The organism is Prevotella sp. khp1, assembly GCF_900102205.1.
GTDB lineage: Bacteria > Bacteroidota > Bacteroidia > Bacteroidales > Bacteroidaceae > Prevotella > Prevotella ruminicola.
Genome location: NZ_FNJZ01000002.1, coordinates 36745 through 59652, shown reverse-complemented (window position 1 = coordinate 59652; position 22908 = coordinate 36745). Strand labels below are relative to the sequence as shown.

The window sequence follows — 22908 nt, the reverse complement described above, 5'->3', positions numbered from 1 at the left end:
TATTATTTATAAGAACATTGATTTATGAAACATATAATTAAGAATATTGCACTTGGCGCCGCTCTGCTGCCTGTAGCAGCAGTGGCACAGACAGAGAAGGAATATACCGACTCTGTGGCAAGTCAGGTGAATGTGGCCTTCCGCACAGTCAACGAGGCTGATCTGATGGGAGGTGTTTCAACTGTCAATATGGTAGAGCAGGCCAAGAAGGACTATACAACCTATAGTCTGGATGGTATGGATGCTTTGGTTGGCGGTTATAACGGACAGCTTTGGAATCAGGGTGAGGCCTTGGTGCTTGTTGATGGTGTGCCCCGTGATGCCAGCAATGTACTGCCCACCGAGATTGAGCAGATTACCTTCCTGAAGGCCGCTTCGGCAGTAGTGCTCTATGGTAGCCGTGCTGCAAAAGGTGTGATTCTGATTACTACCAAGCATGGTCGTAACGACGGTCTGAATGTAAGTGTTCGTGGTAATGCTTCGCTCTATGTTCCAAAGAGCTATCCTAAGTATCTGGGATCGGCTGCTTATATGGAGCTTTATAACGAGGCTCTGCAGAACGATGGTAAGGCTGCCGTTTACTCTGAGGATGATATCTATCACTATGCCTCTAATGAGAATCCCTACCGTTATCCAAACATCAACTTCTTTGATAGCCAGTATATTAAAAAGACCTATCAGCGTTACGATGGTACAGCTGAGTTCTCAGGTGGTGGTCGTCTGGCTCACTTCTATGCCAATATCGGTTTGTCGAATGTTGGTAGCCTGATGAACTTCGGCGAGGGTAAGAACAATCATACCACTCGTTTGAATGTGCGTGGTAACATCGACCTGCGTCTGAATGACTGGATTGACGGTTATGTAAACGCCAATGCCACATTCTACGATGCCCGTAACGATAATAGTAACTTCTGGAGTGAGTCGGCTACTATGCGTCCTACCAGTCAGTATCCTTTGGTGCCATTCATCCCCATCTCGTATGTGGAGGAAGCTGATGCTGTAACGCTGAAGACCATTCAGAACTCTAACTATATCATCGATGGTAAGTACTTCCTTGGTGGTACTCAGTCGCAGCAGACTAACCCATTCGCAGCTATGTATGCAGCAGGTTACAACAAGTACACCTCTCGTCAGATGCAGTTTGATATGGGCATGAACTTCGACTTGAACAGTCTGGTAAAGGGCCTGAAGTTGAAGACCAAGTTCGCTGTTGACTACCACACACAGTATAACACCTCTATCAACAACGAGTATGCTGTTTACGAGGCTAAATGGAATAATTACTCTGGTCAGGATCTGATCACATCGATTACCAAGTATGGTACAGATAAGCGCACTGGTACTCAGAACCTCAGCAACAGTCATGACAAGCAGCTCATCCTGATGCAGGCTCAGCTCGACTACGACCGCTCGTTTGGTGACCACAACCTCAACGCTACATTGTTGGCTCACGGCTATCAGATTAGTGAGGATGGTAAGTATCACCGTACCAGCAATGCTAACCTTGGCTTGCAGTTGGCTTATAACTATGCTCATACTTATTATGCAGACCTCTCAATGGCTGCCATTCACTCAGCTAAACTGGCAGAGGGTCATCGTGAGGCCATCTCTCCAGTAGTATCACTGGGTTGGCGCTTGAAGAACGAGAGCTTCCTGCGTAATGTGAAGGCTGTAGATGATCTGAAGCTGACCGCTTCGTATGGTATCATCAATCAGGACCTTGATATCGAGAAGTACTATATGTACGACTACGTTTTCACTGCTACCGGTACATGGTGGGGATGGAACGAGGTTGCTAACTCTATGCAGACCAGCGATTCGCAGCAGGGTTCTAACTATAACCTCGGCTTCATTAAGCGTAAGGAGTTCCGTGCTGGTCTGACTGGTTCGTTGTGGGAAGGCGCATTGAAGTTCGATGCCAACTTCTTCACCACTTCAACAAACGGTCTGCTGACAACAGCTTCGACTATCTATCCAAGCTACTTCCAGACTTACTGGCCTGTATCTACTTTCCTGGCTAACACCAACTACAACAATCAGCGTCGTACTGGTGTTGACCTGACCTTGAACGTACATCAGAAGTTTGGTGAGTTTGATACTAACTTCGGTGTTTCGGCTATGTACTATACTTCGAAGAACACTAAGTGGGACGAGAACGTAGAGTACGACTGGTTGAAGGCTGAGGGACAGAGCATCGAGGCTATGCGTGGTTACGAGTGCCTTGGCTTCTTCAAGGATGCCGACGATGTAGCTAACTCTGCAAAGATTAATAACAACACCAAGCCTGGCGACCTGAAGTATAAGGACCAGAATGGTGATGGTATCATCGACTCTAAGGACCAGGTGGTAATCGGTAAGTGGACTGCTCCATTCCAGATGGGTGTACACTTCACTGTAAAGTATAAGGACTTTACCCTCTTTGCTCAGGGTTCTGGCACCTTTGGTGGCAATGGCCTGAAGAATGGCAAGGATACGTGGGTATATGGCGACGGCAAATACTCGGATGTAGTGCTGAACCGTTGGACTCCAGAGACAGCCTCTACGGCTACTTATCCTCGTCTGACCACAGAGAGTGGCGACCTGAACTTCGTCGCTTCTGACTTCTGGAAGTACTCTACTTCTGCATTCCGTCTGAACAAGGTTCAGCTCACTTATGATCTGCCTCAGTCAATCTTCGCTGGCGATTCATTCGTGAAGGGTGTTTCTGTATATGTAAGTGGCAGCAATCTGCTGACTATTGCCAAAGAGCGCAAGTATATGGAACTGAACGTAGGTACTGCTCCTCAGACACGTATGTATAATCTTGGTGTGAAGGTAAATCTCTAAAGATAAGATAAATATGAAAAAGATTATTAATATATTGACTCTGGCCGCAGTATCGGTAGCATTCACATCATGTGATGACCTGTTTGAGCCTGCTATTGAAAACAACCTCGGTCTGGACTATATGTATGAAAACCCACAGTACGCTGAAGGCGTATTGGGTAATGCTTATACACGTATCCCCTGCGCTGACTTCCCATTCAGCGAGGTGGCTACCGACGATGCTGTGAGCAATGACGCTACAAACGACTGGCGTAAGATTGCTTCAGGTACATGGACTTCGAACGAGAACCCATCAGAGCGTTGGCGTAACTGCCGTGCTGCCATCATGTATCTCAACCTGTTCCTGGCTAATGCCGACAAGGTGAACTGGGCTAATGACGAGATGGCTTCGCGTATGTTTAACGACCGTGAGAAGGGTGAGGCCTATGGTATGCGTGCTATGTATATGTACTATCTGTTGCAGGCTCATGGTGGTATGACTGCCGATGGTCAGTTGCTGGGTGTGCCCATCGTAACTGAGCCAGAGGATGCAAGTAGCGAGTTCAATCTGCCACGTAACACATTTGCAGAGTGCCTGCAGGCCATCTATGATGACTGCGACCGTGCTTTGGAATTGTTGCCTACTAATTATAAGGATATTAAGAATGCCAGTGAGATACCTTCAAAGTATCAGGGTGCAAACGTTGGTCAGTACAACCGTGTGTTCGGTGCTAACTTCCAGCTCCGTATGTCGGGTGCCATCGTTGAGGCTTTCCGTTCTAAGGCTGCTCTGCTGGCTGCCAGCCCTGCTTTCGAAAAGTCGGGCGCTACCATGGCTCAGGCTGCCGATTATGCTGCAGTAGTTCTGGACCGCATTGGTGGTGTAGCTGGTATGGATCCTAATGGTTGGACCTGGTACTGCAACAATGAGATCGACGCCCTCTCGGCTGGTCAGCTGCCAAAGGAAATCCTTTGGAGAGGTGAGGTAGAGAAGAGCGGTAGCAACGACCGCGAGGCTGATATGTTCCCTCCATCACTCTATGGTAAGGGTCGTATCAATCCTACTCAGAACTTCGTCAATGCCTTCCCAATGGCCAACGGTTATCCTATCGACAACGAAAAGAGTGGATTCAATGCTGCTAATCCTTATGCTGATCGTGATCCTCGTCTGACTGCGTACGTTGTTTATGATGGCAACGGTGCAGGTAAGGATAACACAGCTATCAACACTACAGTGGATGATTCACAGAACCGTGATGGTTTGAACAACGAGGTTGGTTCTTCTACCCGTACAGGTTACTATATGCGTAAGCTGTTGCGTCAGGAGATTAACCTTGATCCCTCGGCAAAAACCACACAGAAGCACTACAATGCTCGTATCCGCTTCACCGAGATCTTTCTGAACTATGCTGAAGCTGCGAACGAGGCTTGGGGCCCAACAGGTAAGGGTAACCACAGCTATAGTGCTTACGACATCATCAAGGCTCTGCACGAGCGTGCTGGTGTAGGTAACGACTATCTGGAGAGCATTAAGAACGACAAGGATAAGATGCGCGAGATGATCCGTAATGAGCGTCGTATTGAGCTGAGCTTCGAGGGCTTCCGTTTCTGGGATCTCCGTCGTTGGAAGGCTAACCTGACAGAGCCCGCCAAGGGTATCAGCATTAAGACCGTTGATGGTAAGAAGACCTATACCACCATCGAGGTTGATAAGCGCGACTATAAGGACTACATGATCTATGGTCCAGTACCTTACTCTGAGATGCTGAAGTTCGATGAATTGAAGCAGAACCAGGGCTGGTAATAAAACAATGTAAAACTAAAAAGAAAAAAGAAAATGAAACGAATATATGCATTCATTTGTGGAATCTGCGCGCTGAGTGCTTTCACATCTTGTGAAAACAAGGAGGTGGAGTTTGACGACTTTGACTATCAGACCGTCTACTTTGCCAAGCAGACTCCTATCAGAACGATTGTACTGGGTGACAATGTTTATCCTACAGAACTTGACAACCAGCATCAGTTCGAGGTATATGCCACTGTAGGTGGTGTATGGAAGAACCGTCAGGATCGTACCATTCAGGTGGCTGTGGATAACTCACTGGTTACCGGTAAGACCTTCGAGAATGGTTCTCCTGTCCAGGCTTTGCCCGAGGATTATTATGAGTTGCTGAGCAACACACTGACCATTCCTTATGGAAAGGTGATGGGTGCAGTGAAGGTTCAGCTCACTGACAAGTTCTTTGACGATGCTAAGGCTACAAGTCTGAATTATGTACTGCCTTTGCGTATTGTAGGCGCTAAGGACTCGGTACTGACAGGTAAGGACTATATCCTTTACGGTTTGAAGTATATCAACAAATATACAGGCGCATGGATTAGTCATGGTACTGATGAGATTGATCTGAATGGTGTGAAGTCGACCGAGACACGTGAGGCTGAGTACCTGGAGAAGAACGAGATCCGCTACCTTACTACCGAAGGACTGGCAGTAAGCAACTACTCTGTTCCTACAACAGTAGAGGCTTACAGATATGATGATGCTGCGAAAGCGTATAAGAAGACCATCGTATCACTGCCATGTAACCTCAAGTTGACCTTTGGTCAGGACGAGAGTTGCACAGTAGTTCCTACTACTGCTGGCTGCACCGGTTCTGGTTCAGGTAAGTGGACTTTGAAGGGCGCTAAGAATGCATGGGGTGGTAAGGATCGCGACGAGATCGTGCTCAACTATACCATCGATTATGAGTACACTGACTATGATCCCAATAACAATTGGGCTGCTGTTCAGCGTCATAAGATTGTGAAGAGCGCTGATACGCTGGTTATGCGTGATCGTCAGACCAAGCTCGAAACTTTCGTAGTAAAATAAAAAATAATTCTGAAAGATTATGAAACGTAATATTTCAAATATCATCTGTGGTGTTGTCGCCGTCTGTGGCCTCGCTTCATGTGCCGACACAGACATGATCAACATCTTTAAGGATAAGACTAAGAATCTGAAGGACTATGAGTACCTGAATGATTACGATGCGCTTAAAACATTTTCTAACCCTAAGGCATCTCCCAATTTCAAGTTGGGAGTGGCCTTGGAGGCAGATGACTATAATGCCAACGGTCTTGTTACACGTCTGGCTAATGCCAACTTCATGGAGCTGACAGCAGGAAATGCAATGAAAATGGCTTCGTGTGTGGATGAGAATGGTAATCTGAACTTCGAGAATGTTCAGGCATTTGTTGATAATGCTGAGGCCAATGGTGTGTCGGTTTATGGTCACACACTGGCTTGGCATGCTCAGCAGCCCCTGAAGTGGTTGGAGAAGCTGCTCAAAGATAAGGAGCTCGACATCGATCCTAATGCGAAGCTTGAGAAGGAAGACTATTCTGGTGACTTTGTGGGCATGTCAAAGTTCCCTTATTATGTGATGGGTTATGAGCCATCTATTGTTAATGGCTGTCTGCATTCAGAGAACCCTGGTTCATGGTATCAGTATTTTATTGCTGATGGTATTTCTATCCCAGCCGATGGCAATTATACTGCTATTGTAAAGGTCAAAGGTTCTGTTGCAAATGATGGTCTTACCCTGAACTGTGGCTGGGGCTGGGGCTCTGGCGAGTCAGCTTCGGGTAAACTGAAGATTACAACAGACTGGACTGAGCAGAAGGTCGACTTTACCGGAATTCCTGGTGGAAAGAAGTGTAACCTTGTACTTCAGCCTGGTAGCTATGACGGTACTCTTGATATTCAGACCGTTCGTCTGGTTCATTACGAATCACCTGCTATCGAGGTTGCAGTTAACGATTATGATTACTCGTTCAAGGATGTTAGTAAGTTCCCATATTATGTGATGGGTTACGAGCCAACAATTGTTAATGGCTGTCTGCATTCAGAGAACCCAGGTTCATGGTATCAGTACTTCATTGCTGATAACATTCCGCATCCTATCGAGGGTACTTATGTTGCAACCGTACGTGTAAAAGCTTCAAAGGCTGGCAGCATGGCTCTTAATATGGGCTGGGGCTGGGGCTCTGGCGAATCTGCATCTGGAACTTTGAAGGTTGATACTGAATGGAAGGATGTGAAGGTTACCTATGATAATATCCCTGCCAAGTCATGTAACCTGGTACTCCAGCCTGGTAGCTTCGATGGTGTTATTGACATCGCATCGGTGAAGGTTGACCACATCGTAAAGATGAACACACTGCCTCTGACAGAGAAAGAGAAGAAGGATACACTGACTTATGCTCTGGATAAGTGGATCGGTGGTATCATGACTGCTTGTGATGGTAAGGTAAAGGCTTGGGACGTAGTAAACGAGGCACTCTCAAGCGGACATGCCGATGCTGAGGGCGTATATGCTTTGCAGCACCTGAAGGATCAGGAAGATCCTGAAAAGGCTGCAACCGAGAGCTTCTTCTGGCAGGATTATCTGGGCGATATCGACTATGTTCGTACTGCCGTTAAGCTGGCTCGCAAGTATGGTCCACAGGATATGAAGCTCTTCATCAACGACTATAACCTTGAGGCTGCTTGGGATCAGAACAACAAGGCCAAGAGTCTGGTTGCTTGGATTAAGCGTTGGGAGGCTGACGGCGAGACCAAGATTGATGGTATCGGTAGTCAGATGCACGTAACCTGCAGCATGAATGCCGACAAGCAGAAGGCTAATGAAGAGGCTGTTGTGAACATGCTGAACATTCTGGCTGGTAGCAAGAAGCTGGTTAAGATCTCTGAGCTTGATATGGGCTGCGAGGATGAAGCCGGCAATGTTATTAAGACAGAGAATATGACCGAGGAGCAGCATAAGGCTATGTCTGCTTACTATAAGTTCATCATCGAGAAGTACTTTGAGATTATCCCTGCTGACCAGCAGTATGGTATCTGCCAGTGGTGCATTACCGATGCTCCAACTAACTCAGGTTGGCGCAAGGGTGAGCCTGTAGGTCTCTGGGATCTCGATTATAACCGTAAACATACCTACGGCGGATTTGCTGATGGTTTGAACGGTAAATGATATTGTTTGTCTATGAGCAGACAATTTTAGAACTTTACATTGTTTTTGGAGCCTGGGCTTGTGAAAGTCCAGGCTTTTTTCTTGGTAGATTCAATAAAAATGTGTAATTTTGCAGGGTTTTTTGAAAGATCAGATTTATGAAGCCTGAATACATCAATAGATATCTCCAGACGGCTGCCAAAAAGAATTGGATTTTGTCAGTTTTTCTTGGCGCTTTGATCTTTTTGTTTTGGGGAGGATATCTGCCGCATGCACTTTCTTACGCAGAGCAATACCAACTGTTTTTGTGGACGCCTGACTATCTGTTAGGATGTTTGGGGCATCCAGGAGGGGCTGCTGAATGGCTCGAAACATGTCTGGTGCAGTTTTATTACCTGCTGTGGTTGGGGGCAATGATTCTGGCTTTGCTTTTTATCGGCTATCAGCGGATGGTGGCAAGCTGGTTAAAAGCAGAGTCTTTTCTGCTGAGTTTGATTCCTGCTATTTTGCTCTTTTGGGCGATGGGCGATCTGGATGTGCTTCTTTCGTTTCCTATCGCTATTATGGCTTCTCTGGCGATGGCTAAGATTGGTGTTGCTAATCGTTGGTTGGATATCTGCAAGGAAATGGTTCTGACACCATTGGTATATTGGCTGATTGGTCCGATGGCTTGGCTGTATGTAGCATTACGCATTGTGGTGGATTACAAGCGCTTTATCTGGCTGCCATTATGGTTGTTGGCCATACAACTGGTGTTGTGGCATACGTTGCTGGAGCAGTTACCCTTACACTCGGTGATGTGTTCTATGGGCTATTATCGTAGTCCATCGGTGGTTCCCTTGCTATGGATAGTGCCACTATCCGTGCTGTTATGTGTGTTGGCTGACCGACTATATATAAATAAGGTATTAAAGTGGCCTGTTCAGGCGATTGCCGTTGTGGTGTTAGGTTGGCTGGCTGTGACACGTGGTTATGCCGATGAGCGCTACGAGTTGGTATGGCAAGACTATCAAATCAGAAACGAACACTGGGACGACATCATCAAACGGGCCGAACAGAAAACGGTGGAAACGGCATTCTGGTCTAACAGCGTGAATCTGGCATTGGCAGAACGTCGCCAGTTGGCTGATAGAATGTTCGACTTTTACCAGAGCGGTATCGATGCCTTGTTAATGAATATGGTACGCGATCCATTCTCGAATATACCAGCTGCCGAGGCTTTCTATCGTTTGGGTATGGTTAATTCTGCACAACGGTATATGTTTGATATGCAGGAGTCGATTAATAATGGCAGAAAGAGCGGACGTTTTACCCAGCGTATCGCTGAGTGCTATATTATCAACGGGAAATACGATTTGGCCAGGAAACATCTGGCGCTCCTGAAGAACAGTCTGTTTTATAAGAACTGGGCAGAAGAGGCAGAGCAATATCTGGGCGATGAGGCTAAGATTAATGCCCATCCTGTTTGGGGAAAGTTGCGACAATATCGACAGAAGCAGGATTTCCTGTTCTACTACCCGGAGATGGCTTCGATGCTGGGTAGCTTGTTTAATGGAAACAGATCGAACACCATGGCGTTGGATTATTTCGTGGCGCAGGTCCTGTTGAACGGCGATGCGCCCACCTTCCAGCAGGCATTGCCATGGGTAGAGCAGTGTGGAGGCTATATGCAGATGCCTCGTGGTTATCAAGATGCCTTGAACTGTATCCAGCGCCAGGGTAATGTGCCAGGTTCGCCGTATGCCGCCTTTATCAGTAGGATGTTAGCGAAAGCACAGCAACAACAAAACAATCAAGTGTATGAAACAGCTCATTAATCATATTTCTATTGTCTTGACAGCGATCTTCTGTCTGGTCATGCTGGAGGGCTGTCGTCATCAGGTGGAGCATGCAACTCGTGTGCATCAGGTGCCTGCTGTCTATCCCGACTATGTAGGGGTGACTATCCCAGCGGGTATTGCTCCCTTGGATTTTAATTTCGTGGGTGGCAATGTGGATCTGTTGGATGTAACGGTGCGTGGCTCCAAGGGAGGCGAACTGCATGTACAAGGTGAATGGGCTGACTTTGATATTGAAGCATGGCAACAGCTGACCCAACAGAATGCAGGTGGTGAGTTGCTATTTACTGTTTGTGTGGAGCATGATGACCAGTGGACACAGTATGATGATTTCAAGGTGTATGTGAGCAAACTGCCCTTAGAGGATTATGGCCTGACTTATCGTAGAATTCCACCTGGTTATGAGGTGGGTGGCGCTAACATCGGTATCTATCAGCGTGATTTGCACAGTTTCGACGAGACTGCCATTTTGAAGGTGAGTGCTGTTTACGGCCATTGCATCAACTGTCATACAGCTAACCAGACCGATCCTTCTACGCTTACCATGCAGTTCCGTGGCGAAGGTGGTGGCACCCTGGTGCAGAAGAATGGCAACCAGCAATGGCTGAACACCCGTACCGATTCTACCAAGGCTGCTGGCAGCTATGCCTACTGGCATCCGTCGGGGCGTTATTGTGCTTACGCCGTGAATTCGGTGCATCAGAATTTCCATGTGGGTACCGAGAAACGTATCGAGGCTTATCACCGCTTTAGCGATCTGATTCTCTTAGATACTCAGACCAATCAACTGATACTCTCGCCATTGTTACAGACGGAGGATCAGGAGATATTCCCCGCATTCTCGCCCGATGGTAAGTATCTGTATTACAGCACTTCGAAACCATGCAATCTGCCTGCTGAGTACGAGAAGGTGAAGTGTAGCATCTGCCGGATTGCCTTTGATGGGAAGACAGGCACTTTCGGTAACGAGGTTGATACACTGGTAAATACTGCGGCTACCGGTAAGAGTTATACGTTGGTTCGTCCTTCTTACGATGGACGCTGGCTGATGTTCTGTGTGACTGATCATAGCAATTTCCCGGTGTTCCAGAATGATGCCGACTTATGGCTGATGGACTTGAAAACTGGTGAGATGCGTGAGTTGAAGGAGGTAAACAGTCGTAAGACGGAGAGCTTTCATAACTGGAGCTCAAACAGTGGATGGTTTGTGTTCTCGTCGAAACGCGAGAATGGCGAGTATGCCCAACTTTACCTGGCATCTATAGATGATAAAGGCCGTGTTACCAAGCCGTTCTTGTTGCCACAGCGTAATCCCAAGAAATACTACGGTGAATTGTTCGACTCGTATAATGTGCCCGATTTCACCAAGTCACCAGTAAGTCTGGATGTACATGAGGTTCACAGACAGGTGTTTGATGGCAAGCGACAACAGGTAACAATTAGATAACCAAACGAAATGATGAAAAAGAATTGGAAACTATATCTGACAGCCCTATTTGGTTTAGCAGTGTTCTGTTTCTGGGGGTATGTGCGGCCTGAAGTGATATTGGCGCGTGAGTCGTTTCAGCTGTTCCTCTATCAGGATGATTATCTGATGGAGCGGTTGGCTTTTCCTGGTGGCATGGCGCGCTATGTTGGAGAGTTCCTGGTACAGTTCTTTCGATTCGTGACGCTGGGAGCCTTGCTGTCTGCTATCTTGCTGGTTGCCATTCAACAGCTTTTCGGTGTGCTGCTGAAACGAGTTCTGCCTGCTGTCAGTGAGAAGATTCTTTTCCCCGTATCTTTCTTACCTTCGGTTGTGCTATGTTACCTGTTATGCGACCTGGACTTCTCAATGACTCTGCCTGTAGGTCTTCTGTTTACATTGGTGCTGATATTGCTATTGCCCCATCGGAAGATGCCTGCTTTCATCGTTTCATGTCTGCTCGTGCCAATAGGCTATTGGCAGGCAGGTCCTATCATCGTGTTATTGCCTTTATATCATCTCAGAATGCTTTCCATCCCTCGCGAAAGAATAGCTGTTGTAGCACAGACTTCGGGTATGGGCCTGCTGTTATTGGCCTGTATCATCTCCAGTTCGTATTTCGTGCCGTATTCTTTGGAGAATATATTCAAGGGTTTGGATTACCAGATGATTCAGCGTGGCAAGTATGGCACCGATGAGGAGATGGTGTATGATCGTCTTTTGCGTATGAAAGACTGGAACGAGATTGTCAGGAGGTCGAACGAGCAGGAACCGCAGTCGTTAGCTTGTAAAAACGTGGTACGTTTGGCCAAGTATTACCTGAAGCAGATTTCCGGTGATGAGTTGAAGGAGAATCTGTTGCATACTTACGAGGTGCTGACCAGTGGTATGGCGGCTATGATGATGAGCGATGTATATCTTCACATGGGTTTCCCGAACATATCGCAACGTGCTGCCTTCGAGGTGCTGGAGAGTACTTCGAATTATAATATGAGTGGTCGTGAACTGTCGCGACTGGTGGAAACAGCTCTGATTACGGGGCAATATGAGGTAGCGTTGAAATACATCTCTTTATTGGAATCTACCTTGTTCTATCGTAACTGGGCAAAACAGATGAGAGAGTTGGCTGCGCATCCTGAAACAATTAAAAGGGTGCCATTCTATGGCCCATTACAGGATATCTATGGTCAGACAGTTGATGTGAATTTCTTTTAGATGAAGGTGATATGAAGAAGATAAACAAATGGGCTTTGATAACACTGCTGTCATTTCTCGTGTCGGCATGTAGTCTGCACCCTGATCATGTGCAGATGGTGAACCAGCAGCCTGATATATATCCGGATTATATCGGTGTAACGATACCTGTGGATATCGCACCGCTGAATTTCTCAATGACTGATGATGACTTTACAGATGTCTATGTAGATGTGAAAGGCGAGAAGGGTGGTTCTATACATGCAGAGGGGACCTATGCTGATTTTGACGTAGATGAGTGGCATCAGTTATTGAAGGCTAACAAGGGAAGTCGTTTGTTGGTGTCGGTGATGGCATGCAGAGAGGGAAACTGGTATCAGTATCGCGACTTTTCTATCGAGGTTAGTCCGAATCCGCTTGACGAATGGGGCATTACCTATCGCCGTATTGCGCCCAGTTATGCGCTCTATGGTCATATGGGGCTGTATCAGCGTTGTCTCTCTGACTTTACAGAAACGTCGATGCTGGAGAATTCGCAAGTGCATGGACAATGCATGAACTGTCATACCCAGAATCGTACGAATCCTGAGCAGTATGTGTTCCATGTGAGAGGTAAGCATGGTGCTACAGTGGTACATCAACACGGAAAGGATGTACTCCTCAAAGCGCGTAACGACAGTCTGGGAGGTACAATGGTCTATCCCTACTGGCATCCGAGTGGTCGCTATTGTGCCTTTTCAACTAATAAAACAGCACAGATGTTTCATACTGGCAACAACAAACGTATTGAGGTGTTTGATACCTCATCGGATGTGTTTGTTTACGACATGGAGAAGCATGAGGTTATCAAGGATACCCTGATTATGATGACTGGTTGGGCTGAGAATACACCTGCTTTCTCGCCTGATGGTGAGTGGTTGTTTTTTACAACTGCCAGATGTGGCAACTATCCCAAAGGCTATGATCAGGTAAAGTATAGTCTTTGTAGAGTGGCATTTGATGAGAAATCGGGCAAGATTGGTACCGAGGTGGATACGTTGGTAAATGCTGGTGTAACGGGTAAAAGCGTGACTTGGCCTCGCCCTTCGTATGATGGAAAGTACTTGATGTACACGCAGTTGGATTATGGTTACTTCTCGGTTTGGCATCCGGAAGCAGATTTATATATGCTTGATCTTGAGACGGGAGTAAACAGACCATTGAACGAGGTGAATAGCACACGTTCGGAGAGTTTGCATAACTGGACGCGTAATAGTCGTTGGTTCCTGTTTACCAGTCGTCGTGAGGATGGTTTGTACACACGTCTTTATTTCTCGTCTGTTGATGAACACGGGAAGGCCACCAAGCCGTTCCTGCTTCCACAACAAAATCCTAAGGAGTATTATCAGCGCTTAATGTATTCGTATAACACCCCCGATTTTACATCTGTACCAGTTAAAACGAATGCTCGCGAAATGGGTAGGAAAATAGAGCGTTTCTTATGATATCTATCTTGCTTTAAGTTATCTGTTACGTTTCACAAAGTAAATGATACATATAGGAAATCTAATATCGTTATTTTGTGCTACCTTTGCAGCAGTAAACTAATAAGCGAGAAAGAATGATTAATAAATCAGCAGCCATAGCAGCACTCATGTTGCTAGCTACAGGTGCGAAGGCACAGAACCCCTTCGTACAGACTTGGTGTACCAGCGACCCTGCACCGATGGTACATAACGGAACAATGTATGTTTATACTGGTCATGACGAAGATGGCGCCGACTTCTTTTGGATGCAGGAGTGGCGTGTATATTCAACTCAGGATATGGTGAACTGGCAGGACCATGGTTCGCCATTGGCCTTGGAGACTTTCTCGTGGGCCGATGACCGTGCTTGGGCCGGACAGACTATCGAACGTGACGGAAAATTCTACTGGTATATCTGTGCTCATTCAAAGATTTCGAATGGTATGGCCATTGGTGTGGCTGTGAGCGATAGTCCTACAGGTCCGTTTAAGGATGCACTTGGAAAACCTTTGTTTGAGAATGGCAGCTGGGATCATATCGATCCAACCGTGATGATTGATGACGATGGGCAGGCTTGGCTGATGTGGGGTAATCCACAGTGCTACTACCTGAAGCTGAACCGTGATATGATTTCGTACGAAGGTGAACTGGGAAAGCTGCCTATGACCGAAGAGGCTTTTGGCGGTCCGATGATGAAGGAGCGCGAGAAGGGCAAGACCTATAAAGATTCGTATGTTGAAGGTCCTTGGTTAACCAAGCGCAATGGTACATATCAGTTGTTGTATGCCGCTGGTGGTGTGCCCGAACATATCTCGTATAGCACGGCACCATCGCCAACAGGTCCCTGGAAGTATGCTGGCGAGATTATGCCGCTGTGCGATACCAACTCGTTTACCAACCACTGTGGTGTGGCCGATTATAAAGGTCATAGCTATTTCTTCTACCATACAGGTAAACTGCCAAATGGTGGCGGTTTCGGTCGTAGTGTAGCTGTTGAGGAGTTTAAGTACAATGCGGATGGCAGTTTTCCCAAGATTCTGCCTACTGATGCCGGTGTGAAGCCTGTTGGCACGTTTAACCCTTATCGTAAGGTTGAGGCCGAGACGATGGCTTTCTCGAAAGGCGTGAAGACCGAGCAAAATGATGAGGTAGGGGTTTATGTCAGTGACATCCACAATGGCGACTATATCAAACTTCAGAATGTGGCCTTTGCCCACAAGTATCCACGTACGTTCACAGCCCGTGTGGCCAGTGGTTTGCGTGGTGGCAGAATTGAGATTCATCTCGACAGTATCGGTGGCAGATGTTTGGGCACCCTGAACGTGCCTGGTACAGGTGGCTGGGAGAAGTGGCAGACCATTACCGTTGATCTGGATTACTCTACCATCACCGATATCGATGCACCAACCCGAACCATTTCGGGTTTGAACCTGCCTGCTACAGCCGACGTTTATCTGGTGTTCAAAGGTCGTAAGGGACCAAAACTGTTTAACTTCGACTGGTGGGAGATGCGTGGACTGGAGCAGGTGAACATGCCTTTGTTCCAAACCAAATATACTGCCGACCCATCGCCACTGGTAGTAGGTGATACCCTGTTCCTCTATACTTCGCATGATGCCTCGCCCGAGGATATCCCCGATGTGAACGAGAAGAGTTCGGCAGGTTTCTTTATGTACGACTGGCTGTTGTGGAGCACTACCGATATGGTGAACTGGACCGAGCATGGTGCAGTGGCTTCGTTGAAAGACTTCGCTTGGCGCAGTCGCGAGAACGGTGGCTGGGCTATCCAGACCGTAGAGCGTAATGGTAAGTACTATCTTTATGCCCCATTGCATGGTCATGGTATTGGTGTGTTAGAGGCTGATTCGCCTTACGGACCTTTCAAGGATCCACTTGGAAAACCATTGGTATGGGATCAGAGCAACTGGTATGATATCGATCCATCGGTTTATACCGATGACGATGGTCAGGCTTATATGTACTGGGGAAACCCACATACCTTCTGGGCTAAGTTAGGTGAGGATATGACATCGCTGACCAGCGGTGTAACCAAACTGCCACATATTCCCAACTATCAGGAGGGACCTTGGTTCTACAAGCGCAATGGTCATTACTATTTAGGTTTCGCATCAACCTGTTGCCCTGAGGCTTTAGGCTATGCCATGAGCGACAGTCCTACCGGACCTTGGGAATGGAAAGGCTATATTATGAAGCCTACCCAGCGCGACCGTGGTAACCATCCCGGTATCTGCGATTTCAAGGGACATTCGTATGTGTTCGGTCAGAACTACGACCTGATGCACTTGGAGACTTTTGTGCACCATGAGCGTCGCAGTGTGTCGGCTCAGGAGATTACCTATAATGGCGATGGCACCATCCAGGAGATTCCTTATTGGTTGGACCAGCAGCCCATGAAACAGTTGCACTGGCTGAACCCCTACCAGCGAGTAGAGGCTGAGACCATGGCTTGGGGCTTTGGACTGAAGAGTGCCAAGATGGGTATCGAGAATACCGGTGTGGTAGCTGATATGCCGACCTCTACGGGTAAGAAGAACATGTATATCTTTGATGTCAATGATGGCGAATATATCAAACTGCGTGGTGTTGACTTCGGTAAGGGTGCCAAGCAGTTTAATATCACCGCAGCCGCTACTGGTGGATGCACCATCAGTCTGCGTTTAGATAGTGCCGATGGTCCTGTAGTAGGTACCGTTACTATCGGTAAGACTGGTGGCGTAGAGAAATATCGCTCATTCGGTGGCAAAGTGAAGAATGCTGCTGGTGTGCATGATCTTTATATATGTTTCGACAAAGCATCAGGTGATGTTCGTCTGGATTGGTGGCAGTTTAAAAAATAAATAACGATAATGAAGAAACTAATATCAACTATTCTGTTCTGTGTAGTGGCAGTGTCGGCCACTGCGCAGAACCTTTCTGTAACTTATGTGGCTAAGAATGCCGTGAGAGTGAGATACGCCAATCCGGCTACAAAGAGTGATTTGCCCGACTGGTTGTATGTGAGTCACGATGAACTGAAACATGCAGATATTACTGCCGAGGTGGAAGGTCGTACCTTGACGGTGAAAGATAAGACCGGCAAAGCTGTTTTTAAAGCCACTGACCATCAGTTGGTTGGTAGCGAGGCTACGCTGACTTTCGACTCGCCTAAGGATGAATACCTCTTTGGTCTGGGACAGTTCCAGGATGGCTACAGCAATGTGCGTGGACTGTCGCGCCGACTCACGCAGGTAAACACCCAGATCAGTATCCCCATGCTGATTTCGAGTAAGGGCTATGGCGTGTTGTGGAACAACTACGGCCTGACCGACTTTAACCCTTGCAGCAATAGTGTGAAGCTGACGAAGCGTGCTGGTGCTGGTGAGCGTGAGGTGGTGGATGTCACCTCTACCGAAGGTGGCAAGCGTGAGGTCCGCGAACGCCATATCTTCGAGGCCACGATTGATATTGATGAAACCGGCGATTATGCGCTGCTGCTCGATGTGGGGCAGAAGATGGCGCGCCGCCATAACCTGACCATAGATGGCGAGCAGGTGATAGAGATGCAGAACGTATGGCTGCCACCTACGGCCTCTAAGATAGTACATCTGACCAAAGGTCGTCACCAGCTGTCGGCAGAACTAACCAAGATTGATCAGCCTGTCGTATATTATAATAAGGTGAAAGACGAGACCGTGTTCCGTTCGCCAGTAGCCGATGGTGTTGACTATACGGTGTTTGTGGGTTCGCCTGATGAGATTATTGCGACCTATCGCGAGCTGACCGGTGAGTGCCCTCAGATGCCAGAGTGGGCTTTGGGGTATATCCACTGTCGCGAGCGTTTCCACTCGTCGGATGAGATTCTGCAGACCGCCAACCGCTTCCGTAGCGAGAACCTGCCCGTGAGTATGCTGGTTCAGGACTGGCAGTATTGGGGCAAATACGGTTGGAACTCGATGCGTTTCGATGAGGCGTTCTATCCCGATCCCAAGGCGCTGACCGACAGTCTGCACCAGATGGGCATGAAACTGATGCTGAGTGTGTGGTCGAAGATCGACAAGAACTCAGAAGTGGGTCAGCAGATGCTAGCCGCCAACTATTATATCCCTGAAACTGATTGGATTGACTTTTTTAATCCTGAGGCTGCCGCTGCCTATTGGAAGAACTTCAAAGAGCGCCTGTTGCCTTTGGGTATCGATGCCTGGTGGCAGGATGCTACCGAACCTGAGAACGACGACCTGTTGGGCCGTAAGGTGAACAACGGTCGATGGAATGGTGAACAGGTGCGTAATGTCTATCCGCTACTGGTGAACAAGACGGTGTATGAAGGTCTTGTGGCAGCTGGTAAGGAACCGATGATACTCACCCGTTGCGGTTTTGCTGGTATCCAGCGCTATGGCTCGGCCATGTGGAGTGGTGATGTGGGTAACGATTGGGAGACTTTCCGCCGCCAGATTACAGCAGGTCTTGGCATGCAGGCTGCTGGCATCCCCTGGTGGACCTACGATGCCGGCGGCTTCTTCCGTCCGCAGAATCAATATACCGACAGTGCCTATATCGAGCGTATGCTGCGCTGGATAGAGACCGCAGTTTATCTGCCACTGATGCGTGTGCATGGTTATATGAGTAATACCGAACCCTGGAACTATGGTCAGGAGGCGCAGACAATCATTGCTAACTGTCTGAAAGAGCGCTATCAGCTTCTGCCTTATATCAAGCGTTGCGCCAAGGCTGTCTCTGAACAGGGTAGTACACTGATGCGCCCATTGGTGTTCGACTTCGCACATGATGCCGAGGCTCTGAAGCAAAAGTATGAATACATGTTTGGTCCGGCACTGCTCATCAGTCCGGTTACCGAGCCAGGTGTGACCACATGGCGCACCTATCTGCCCAAGCATCCTGGCGGTTGGACCGACTATCATACAGGAAAATACTACGATGGCGGACAGTATGTTGAAACGCCAGTAACTAAGGCCTATATCCCTGTGTTTATCAGAGTTGGATATTCTATAGAATAATTACATAAACTTTAAACTTATGAGCAAAAAACTATTATTAACTCTACTCATGGCCTGCGCTATGCAGGCAAAGGCCGGCACCATCACCAATGCTGATGGTACGGTAACATTCCAGTATAAGAACGACCAGGCCAAAGAGGTGCTGGTTGATGTGCAGTTTGCAGGGCGTAAAGCCATGCAGAAAGATGCCAAGACAGGCTTCTGGACCGTAACGCTGGGTCCGGCTGCCCCCGACATGTATCCCTATTGCTTCGTGGTTGACGGTGTGAGCATCATGGACCCCGACAACCCACAGTACTTCCCCAACGAGGGCTTTAAGAACAGTCTGTTGGAGATCAAATCGAAAGATGGACTTCCCCACGACATCAAGAATGTGCCCCATGGCACCATGGAGTATATCCATTATTACTCTAAGAGTCTGGGCGGCACCAATACCGCCATCGTGTATTTGCCACCCAACTACATGATGAGTCGTGATAAGAAATACCCTGTATTCTATCTGATTAGTGGTACTACTGATACCGAAGAGGTTTATTATAAGGTGGGTCGTGTGAACTATATCCTCGACAATCTGCTGGCACAGAAGGCTGCCAAGGAGATGATTATCGTGCTGCCTTATGGCAATCCCACCAAACTGTTGGCAGCGCCTGCTGCTAACGGTGCTCCACAAACCCGTTTTGGTGGCGACGTGTTCAGTAAGGACCTGATCAACGACCTGATGCCTTATATCGAGAAAAACTACCGTACCATCAACAATAAGGATCATCGTGCCATCGGTGGTTTCTCGCGTGGTGGAAACCAGGCTTTGTTCAATGGCTTGAGCAACCTGGATAAGTTCTCGTATCTGTGCAGCTACAGTTCGTTTACATCAACCGATATTGCAGGTGTTTACGATAATGCTGAGGATACGAATAAGAAGATACGCCTGTTCTGGTTGGGTGTTGGTACCGACGATTTCCTGTATGGCAATGCCCGCGACTATATGGAGTTCCTCGACACCAAGGGTATCCGCAGTGTGAAGGAGTTTACCAACGATAAGTTCGGACATACCTGGATGAACGCCAAGTATTTCCTGACCAAGACCCTGCCACTGCTCTTCAATAAGAAAGCTGCCGAAGCAGCCATGGCTACCGGTGAGCCAGCCCCTGCCAAGACCGGAAAGGAGCAGCAGTTCACTCCTGGTGTTATGGCCCGACTCTTCCCACGTCCTATCATCTCGCCCGAATATACCGAGGATGGTGTCATCTTCCGTTTCAAGGCGCCTGAGGCTAAGAAGGTGGAGCTGGAGTGCGAGATGCTGCCCGAGAATGTGGCTATGGAGCGCGACAGCGATGGCGTGTGGAGCGTGAAGCTGAACGAGTATCTGTTTGAGACCTTTAAGTATTGCTTTGTGGTTGACAGCATGCAGGTTACCGACCCCAGCAACATGTATATCTCGCCCGATGCCGGCTTTAAGTACAGTGTGGCCGACAATCCCAAGTCGCCATTCAACTTTGCCTCGCAAGGTGAAATGGATCACGGTCGTGTCAGCTACGACTTGGAGCGTAATACCGCTTTCTATATCTCTGGCAATATGCGTATGGGCGTGATGCCTGCCTTTATCCAGCTGATTCCTGTCGAAGGCGAATCGGTAGAAAGCTGGTTTAAGGTAGGTGGTGCCGATGCCATTACCGACCGTTTGATTGCCGATGGCAATGCCAAGCCCTGTATGATCACCGTGAGCGCTCAGGATCTGAGTCAGCAGCAGGGTGGTATGCAGATGCCTGGCTTTAAGATGAATAAGCTGGACGCCAACGATTATCCTACATGGAGCTTGCGTCGCAGAGCCTTAGTAAAACTGTTGCTCGAAATTAAGAAGCAGCCCGATCCTGAGTTCCCCGCTATGGGCGGCTTTGGCGGTGGCGGCTTTAATGGAGGCGGTGGCTTTGGCGGCGGCTTCGGTATGTAAATCAAGAGAAAAGAACTATGAGACTTATATCAACTATTGTACTGTGTTGTGCTGCCCTCTGCGCTCAGGCGCAGCAGGGTGGCCAACTTCCTTTGCGTTATCAAGTAGAAAACACAGGTGCTGCTTTTGCTAAGCCTGCCATGCCCGAGGCCAGTCAGTTGCCGGTCATCAAGGACCTGCCCGACCCACTGAAAGGCGTGAATGGTTTCAGCGACTGGGCGCGTCGCCGCAGTGAGATAGCTGCCCTGATACAGCATTACGGCATTGGCGAGAAGCCGGCTGTGAAGAAAGAGAATATCAAGGCCCGCATGAGTGGCGACACCCTCATTGTGGATGTGACCGTGAATGGACAGACACTCACTCTGACCTCTGAAATCAGATATCCCAAAACGGGCAAGGCGCCTTATCCCCTGATGATTGGCTCGAGCATGATTGCGCTGCCACGCCAGTTGTTCGAGGACCGTCCCATTGCCACCATGAACTTCCACGAGAAGCAGGTGAACGACTACGGACAGTGGGGCAAGCACCATGAGCGTGGTGAGCACAACTTCGACCGTCTCTATCCCGACTTGAAGGACAACGGAGCCTACAGCGAATGGGCTTGGGGCTTCAGTCGTTTGATAGATGGACTGGAACTGTTAGGTCCTGAGATTACCAAGATTGACACCAAGCATATCGGCGTTACGGGCTGCTCGTATGCTGGTAAGATGGCACTCTATTGCGGTGCCTTTGATGAGCGTGTGGCACTCACCATCGCTCAGGAGCCTGGTGGTGGCGGTGCTGCTGCCTGGCGCTACTCGCATCTGCAGGACAGCGTAGAGAATCTGGATAAGACCGACTATCACTGGTTCTTGGAGAGTCAGCTCACTAACTTCCATGGCGACAGTGTGTATCAGCTGCCTTACGACCAGCACGAGCTGTGTGCATTGGTGTGCCCACGCGCCCTGTTGCTGTTGGGCAATCCCGACTACAAGTGGTTGGCCGACGATGCCATGTTGGTATCAGCCAAGGCAGCCAAGAAGGTATGGGAGCGTTTCGGTATTGCCGATCGTATGGGTTGGAGTATCGTTGGTGGTCACGGCCACTGTCAGTTGCCTGAGTGCCAATGGCCCGAAGTTTTGGCCTTTATTGATAAATTTTTGTTAGGCAAAGATACTAAAACGAGTGATATTCGCGTTTATTCTAAAACATTAATCAAATGAAGAAGACTATATTATCAGTATGTATGTGTTGCCTCTCGGCTGTGGCCATGGCTCAGCCAGCAGGCGGATTCGGAGGTTTTCAGGCACCTCAGGTGAAGCTGGAAACCTCGCAGGAATGGAAGGATGTGAATTATGCTGGCGACGACCAGGCTTATCACACCTGCGACATTTATCTGCCTAAGCAGGAAAAGGCTTCTTATCCTGTGGTGATTCATATCTATGGCAGTGCCTGGTTCAGCAACAACAGTAAGGGTATGGCCGATCTGGGTACCATCGTAAAGAGTTTGCTAGATGCCGGTTTTGCTGTGGTTTGTCCTAACCACCGTTCGAGCATGGACGCCAAGTGGCCTGCTCAGATTCATGATATCCGTGCCGTGATTCGTTTTGTACGTGGTGAGGCTAAGAAGTATAAGTTTGATACCAAGTTCATCGCTACCAGCGGCTTCTCATCAGGTGGTCATCTGGCTTCTACTGCTGCTACTACCAGTGGTACCAAGCAGACTAAGGTGGGCACCGTGGATATCGACCTGGAGGGCAACGTAGGTAACTATCTGAACGAGTGCAGTTCTGTAAATGCTGCTTGCGACTGGTCGGGGCCTATCGACCTGACTGCGATGGACTGTGGTGAGTCGATGAAGATGGGCGAGAACAGTCCTGAGGATGTGCTGTTGAACTCAAAGTTGGCTAAGGAACCTGATAAGTATCTCAGTCTGAGTGCCAATACCTATGTGGATAAGAACGATCCTCCTATCATCATCTTCCACGGTGAGAAGGATAACGTTGTGCCCTGCTGCCAGGGAAAGGCTTTCTTCGAGACGTTGAAGGCTGCAGGAGTAAAGACCGAGGCCACCTTCGTTCCCGAAGGCAGTCATGGCGGACCAGCTATGTATGTAGAAGAAAACCTTCAGAAGATGGTGAATTTCCTGAAGGCTCTCCTGTAAA

General features: G+C 48.2%; 13 protein-coding genes and 1 pseudogene. All 14 read left to right on the top strand.

Going from position 1 to position 22908, the window contains the following annotated elements; all coding sequences use genetic code 11:
• The first annotated feature begins 24 nt into the window (after positions 1-24).
• Positions 25-2826, top strand: a complete 2802-nt coding sequence (locus tag BLR73_RS06315; protein ID WP_091860261.1) for a SusC/RagA family TonB-linked outer membrane protein — start codon at positions 25-27, stop codon at positions 2824-2826.
• A 13-nt stretch (positions 2827-2839) separates the two neighbouring features.
• Positions 2840-4609, top strand: a complete 1770-nt coding sequence (locus BLR73_RS06310; RefSeq protein WP_091860257.1) for a RagB/SusD family nutrient uptake outer membrane protein — start codon at positions 2840-2842, stop codon at positions 4607-4609.
• Between the two features lie 33 nt (positions 4610-4642).
• A complete protein-coding gene (locus tag BLR73_RS06305) occupies positions 4643-5677 on the top strand; it encodes a DUF5627 domain-containing protein (RefSeq protein ID WP_013065175.1) in 1035 nt (344 codons plus the stop codon).
• Between the two features lie 19 nt (positions 5678-5696).
• Complete coding sequence (locus BLR73_RS06300) at positions 5697-7820, top strand: endo-1,4-beta-xylanase (RefSeq protein ID WP_091860254.1); 2124 nt, start codon at positions 5697-5699, stop codon at positions 7818-7820.
• Positions 7821-7957: 137 nt separating this feature from the next.
• Positions 7958-9616: a DUF6057 family protein gene (locus tag BLR73_RS06295; protein WP_233456480.1), complete on the top strand. Its 1659-nt coding sequence runs from the start codon at positions 7958-7960 to the stop codon at positions 9614-9616.
• Positions 9600-11084: a TolB family protein gene (locus BLR73_RS06290; protein ID WP_091860248.1), complete on the top strand. Its 1485-nt coding sequence runs from the start codon at positions 9600-9602 to the stop codon at positions 11082-11084. Before BLR73_RS06295 ends, BLR73_RS06290 begins: the two co-directional genes overlap by 17 nt.
• A 9-nt stretch (positions 11085-11093) precedes the next feature.
• The gene (locus tag BLR73_RS06285; protein WP_143010894.1) at positions 11094-12317 is read left to right on the top strand and encodes a DUF6057 family protein; all 1224 of its coding nucleotides are present in this window, start codon (positions 11094-11096) and stop codon (positions 12315-12317) included.
• An 11-nt stretch (positions 12318-12328) separates the two neighbouring features.
• Positions 12329-13780, top strand: a complete 1452-nt coding sequence (locus tag BLR73_RS06280) for a TolB family protein (protein WP_091860242.1) — start codon at positions 12329-12331, stop codon at positions 13778-13780.
• Between the two features lie 116 nt (positions 13781-13896).
• Positions 13897-15252: pseudogene (locus tag BLR73_RS06275) on the top strand (glycoside hydrolase family 43 protein); the annotation flags it as partial.
• 57 nt (positions 15253-15309) lie between these two features.
• Complete coding sequence (locus tag BLR73_RS14345) at positions 15310-16659, top strand: family 43 glycosylhydrolase (RefSeq protein ID WP_176763656.1); 1350 nt, start codon at positions 15310-15312, stop codon at positions 16657-16659.
• Positions 16660-16668: 9 nt separating this feature from the next.
• Entirely contained in the window at positions 16669-18816 is a 2148-nt protein-coding gene (locus BLR73_RS06270; RefSeq protein WP_091860239.1) for a glycoside hydrolase family 31 protein, read from the top strand.
• Between the two features lie 19 nt (positions 18817-18835).
• Positions 18836-20764 carry an alpha/beta hydrolase-fold protein gene (locus BLR73_RS06265; protein WP_091860236.1) on the top strand — a complete coding sequence of 643 codons (1929 nt, stop codon included), beginning with the start codon at positions 18836-18838 and terminating at the stop codon, positions 20762-20764.
• A 17-nt stretch (positions 20765-20781) separates the two neighbouring features.
• Positions 20782-21966 (top strand): glucuronyl esterase domain-containing protein, encoded by a 1185-nt coding sequence (locus BLR73_RS06260; RefSeq protein WP_143010893.1) that lies wholly within the window; start codon positions 20782-20784, stop codon positions 21964-21966.
• Positions 21963-22907: an alpha/beta hydrolase gene (locus BLR73_RS06255; RefSeq protein ID WP_233456479.1), complete on the top strand. Its 945-nt coding sequence runs from the start codon at positions 21963-21965 to the stop codon at positions 22905-22907. The genes BLR73_RS06260 and BLR73_RS06255 overlap by 4 nt, the downstream gene beginning before the upstream one ends.
• Position 22908 lies beyond the last annotated feature (1 nt).

Bases quoted from the DNA above. Each gene is read 5' to 3' on its own strand.
- BLR73_RS14345 (WP_176763656.1), top strand. From the start codon at position 15,310: ATGCGTGGACTGGAGCAGGTGAACATGCCTTTGTTCCAAACCAAATAT.
- BLR73_RS06310 (WP_091860257.1), top strand. From the start codon at position 2,840: ATGAAAAAGATTATTAATATATTGACTCTGGCCGCAGTATCGGTAGCA.
- BLR73_RS06265 (WP_091860236.1), top strand. From the start codon at position 18,836: ATGAGCAAAAAACTATTATTAACTCTACTCATGGCCTGCGCTATGCAG.
- BLR73_RS06255 (WP_233456479.1), top strand. From the start codon at position 21,963: ATGAAGAAGACTATATTATCAGTATGTATGTGTTGCCTCTCGGCTGTG.
- BLR73_RS06280 (WP_091860242.1), top strand. From the start codon at position 12,329: ATGAAGAAGATAAACAAATGGGCTTTGATAACACTGCTGTCATTTCTC.
- BLR73_RS06285 (WP_143010894.1), top strand. From the start codon at position 11,094: ATGATGAAAAAGAATTGGAAACTATATCTGACAGCCCTATTTGGTTTA.
- BLR73_RS06300 (WP_091860254.1), top strand. From the start codon at position 5,697: ATGAAACGTAATATTTCAAATATCATCTGTGGTGTTGTCGCCGTCTGT.
- BLR73_RS06315 (WP_091860261.1), top strand. From the start codon at position 25: ATGAAACATATAATTAAGAATATTGCACTTGGCGCCGCTCTGCTGCCT.
- BLR73_RS06305 (WP_013065175.1), top strand. From the start codon at position 4,643: ATGAAACGAATATATGCATTCATTTGTGGAATCTGCGCGCTGAGTGCT.
- BLR73_RS06260 (WP_143010893.1), top strand. From the start codon at position 20,782: ATGAGACTTATATCAACTATTGTACTGTGTTGTGCTGCCCTCTGCGCT.
- BLR73_RS06270 (WP_091860239.1), top strand. From the start codon at position 16,669: ATGAAGAAACTAATATCAACTATTCTGTTCTGTGTAGTGGCAGTGTCG.
- BLR73_RS06290 (WP_091860248.1), top strand. From the start codon at position 9,600: ATGAAACAGCTCATTAATCATATTTCTATTGTCTTGACAGCGATCTTC.
- BLR73_RS06295 (WP_233456480.1), top strand. From the start codon at position 7,958: ATGAAGCCTGAATACATCAATAGATATCTCCAGACGGCTGCCAAAAAG.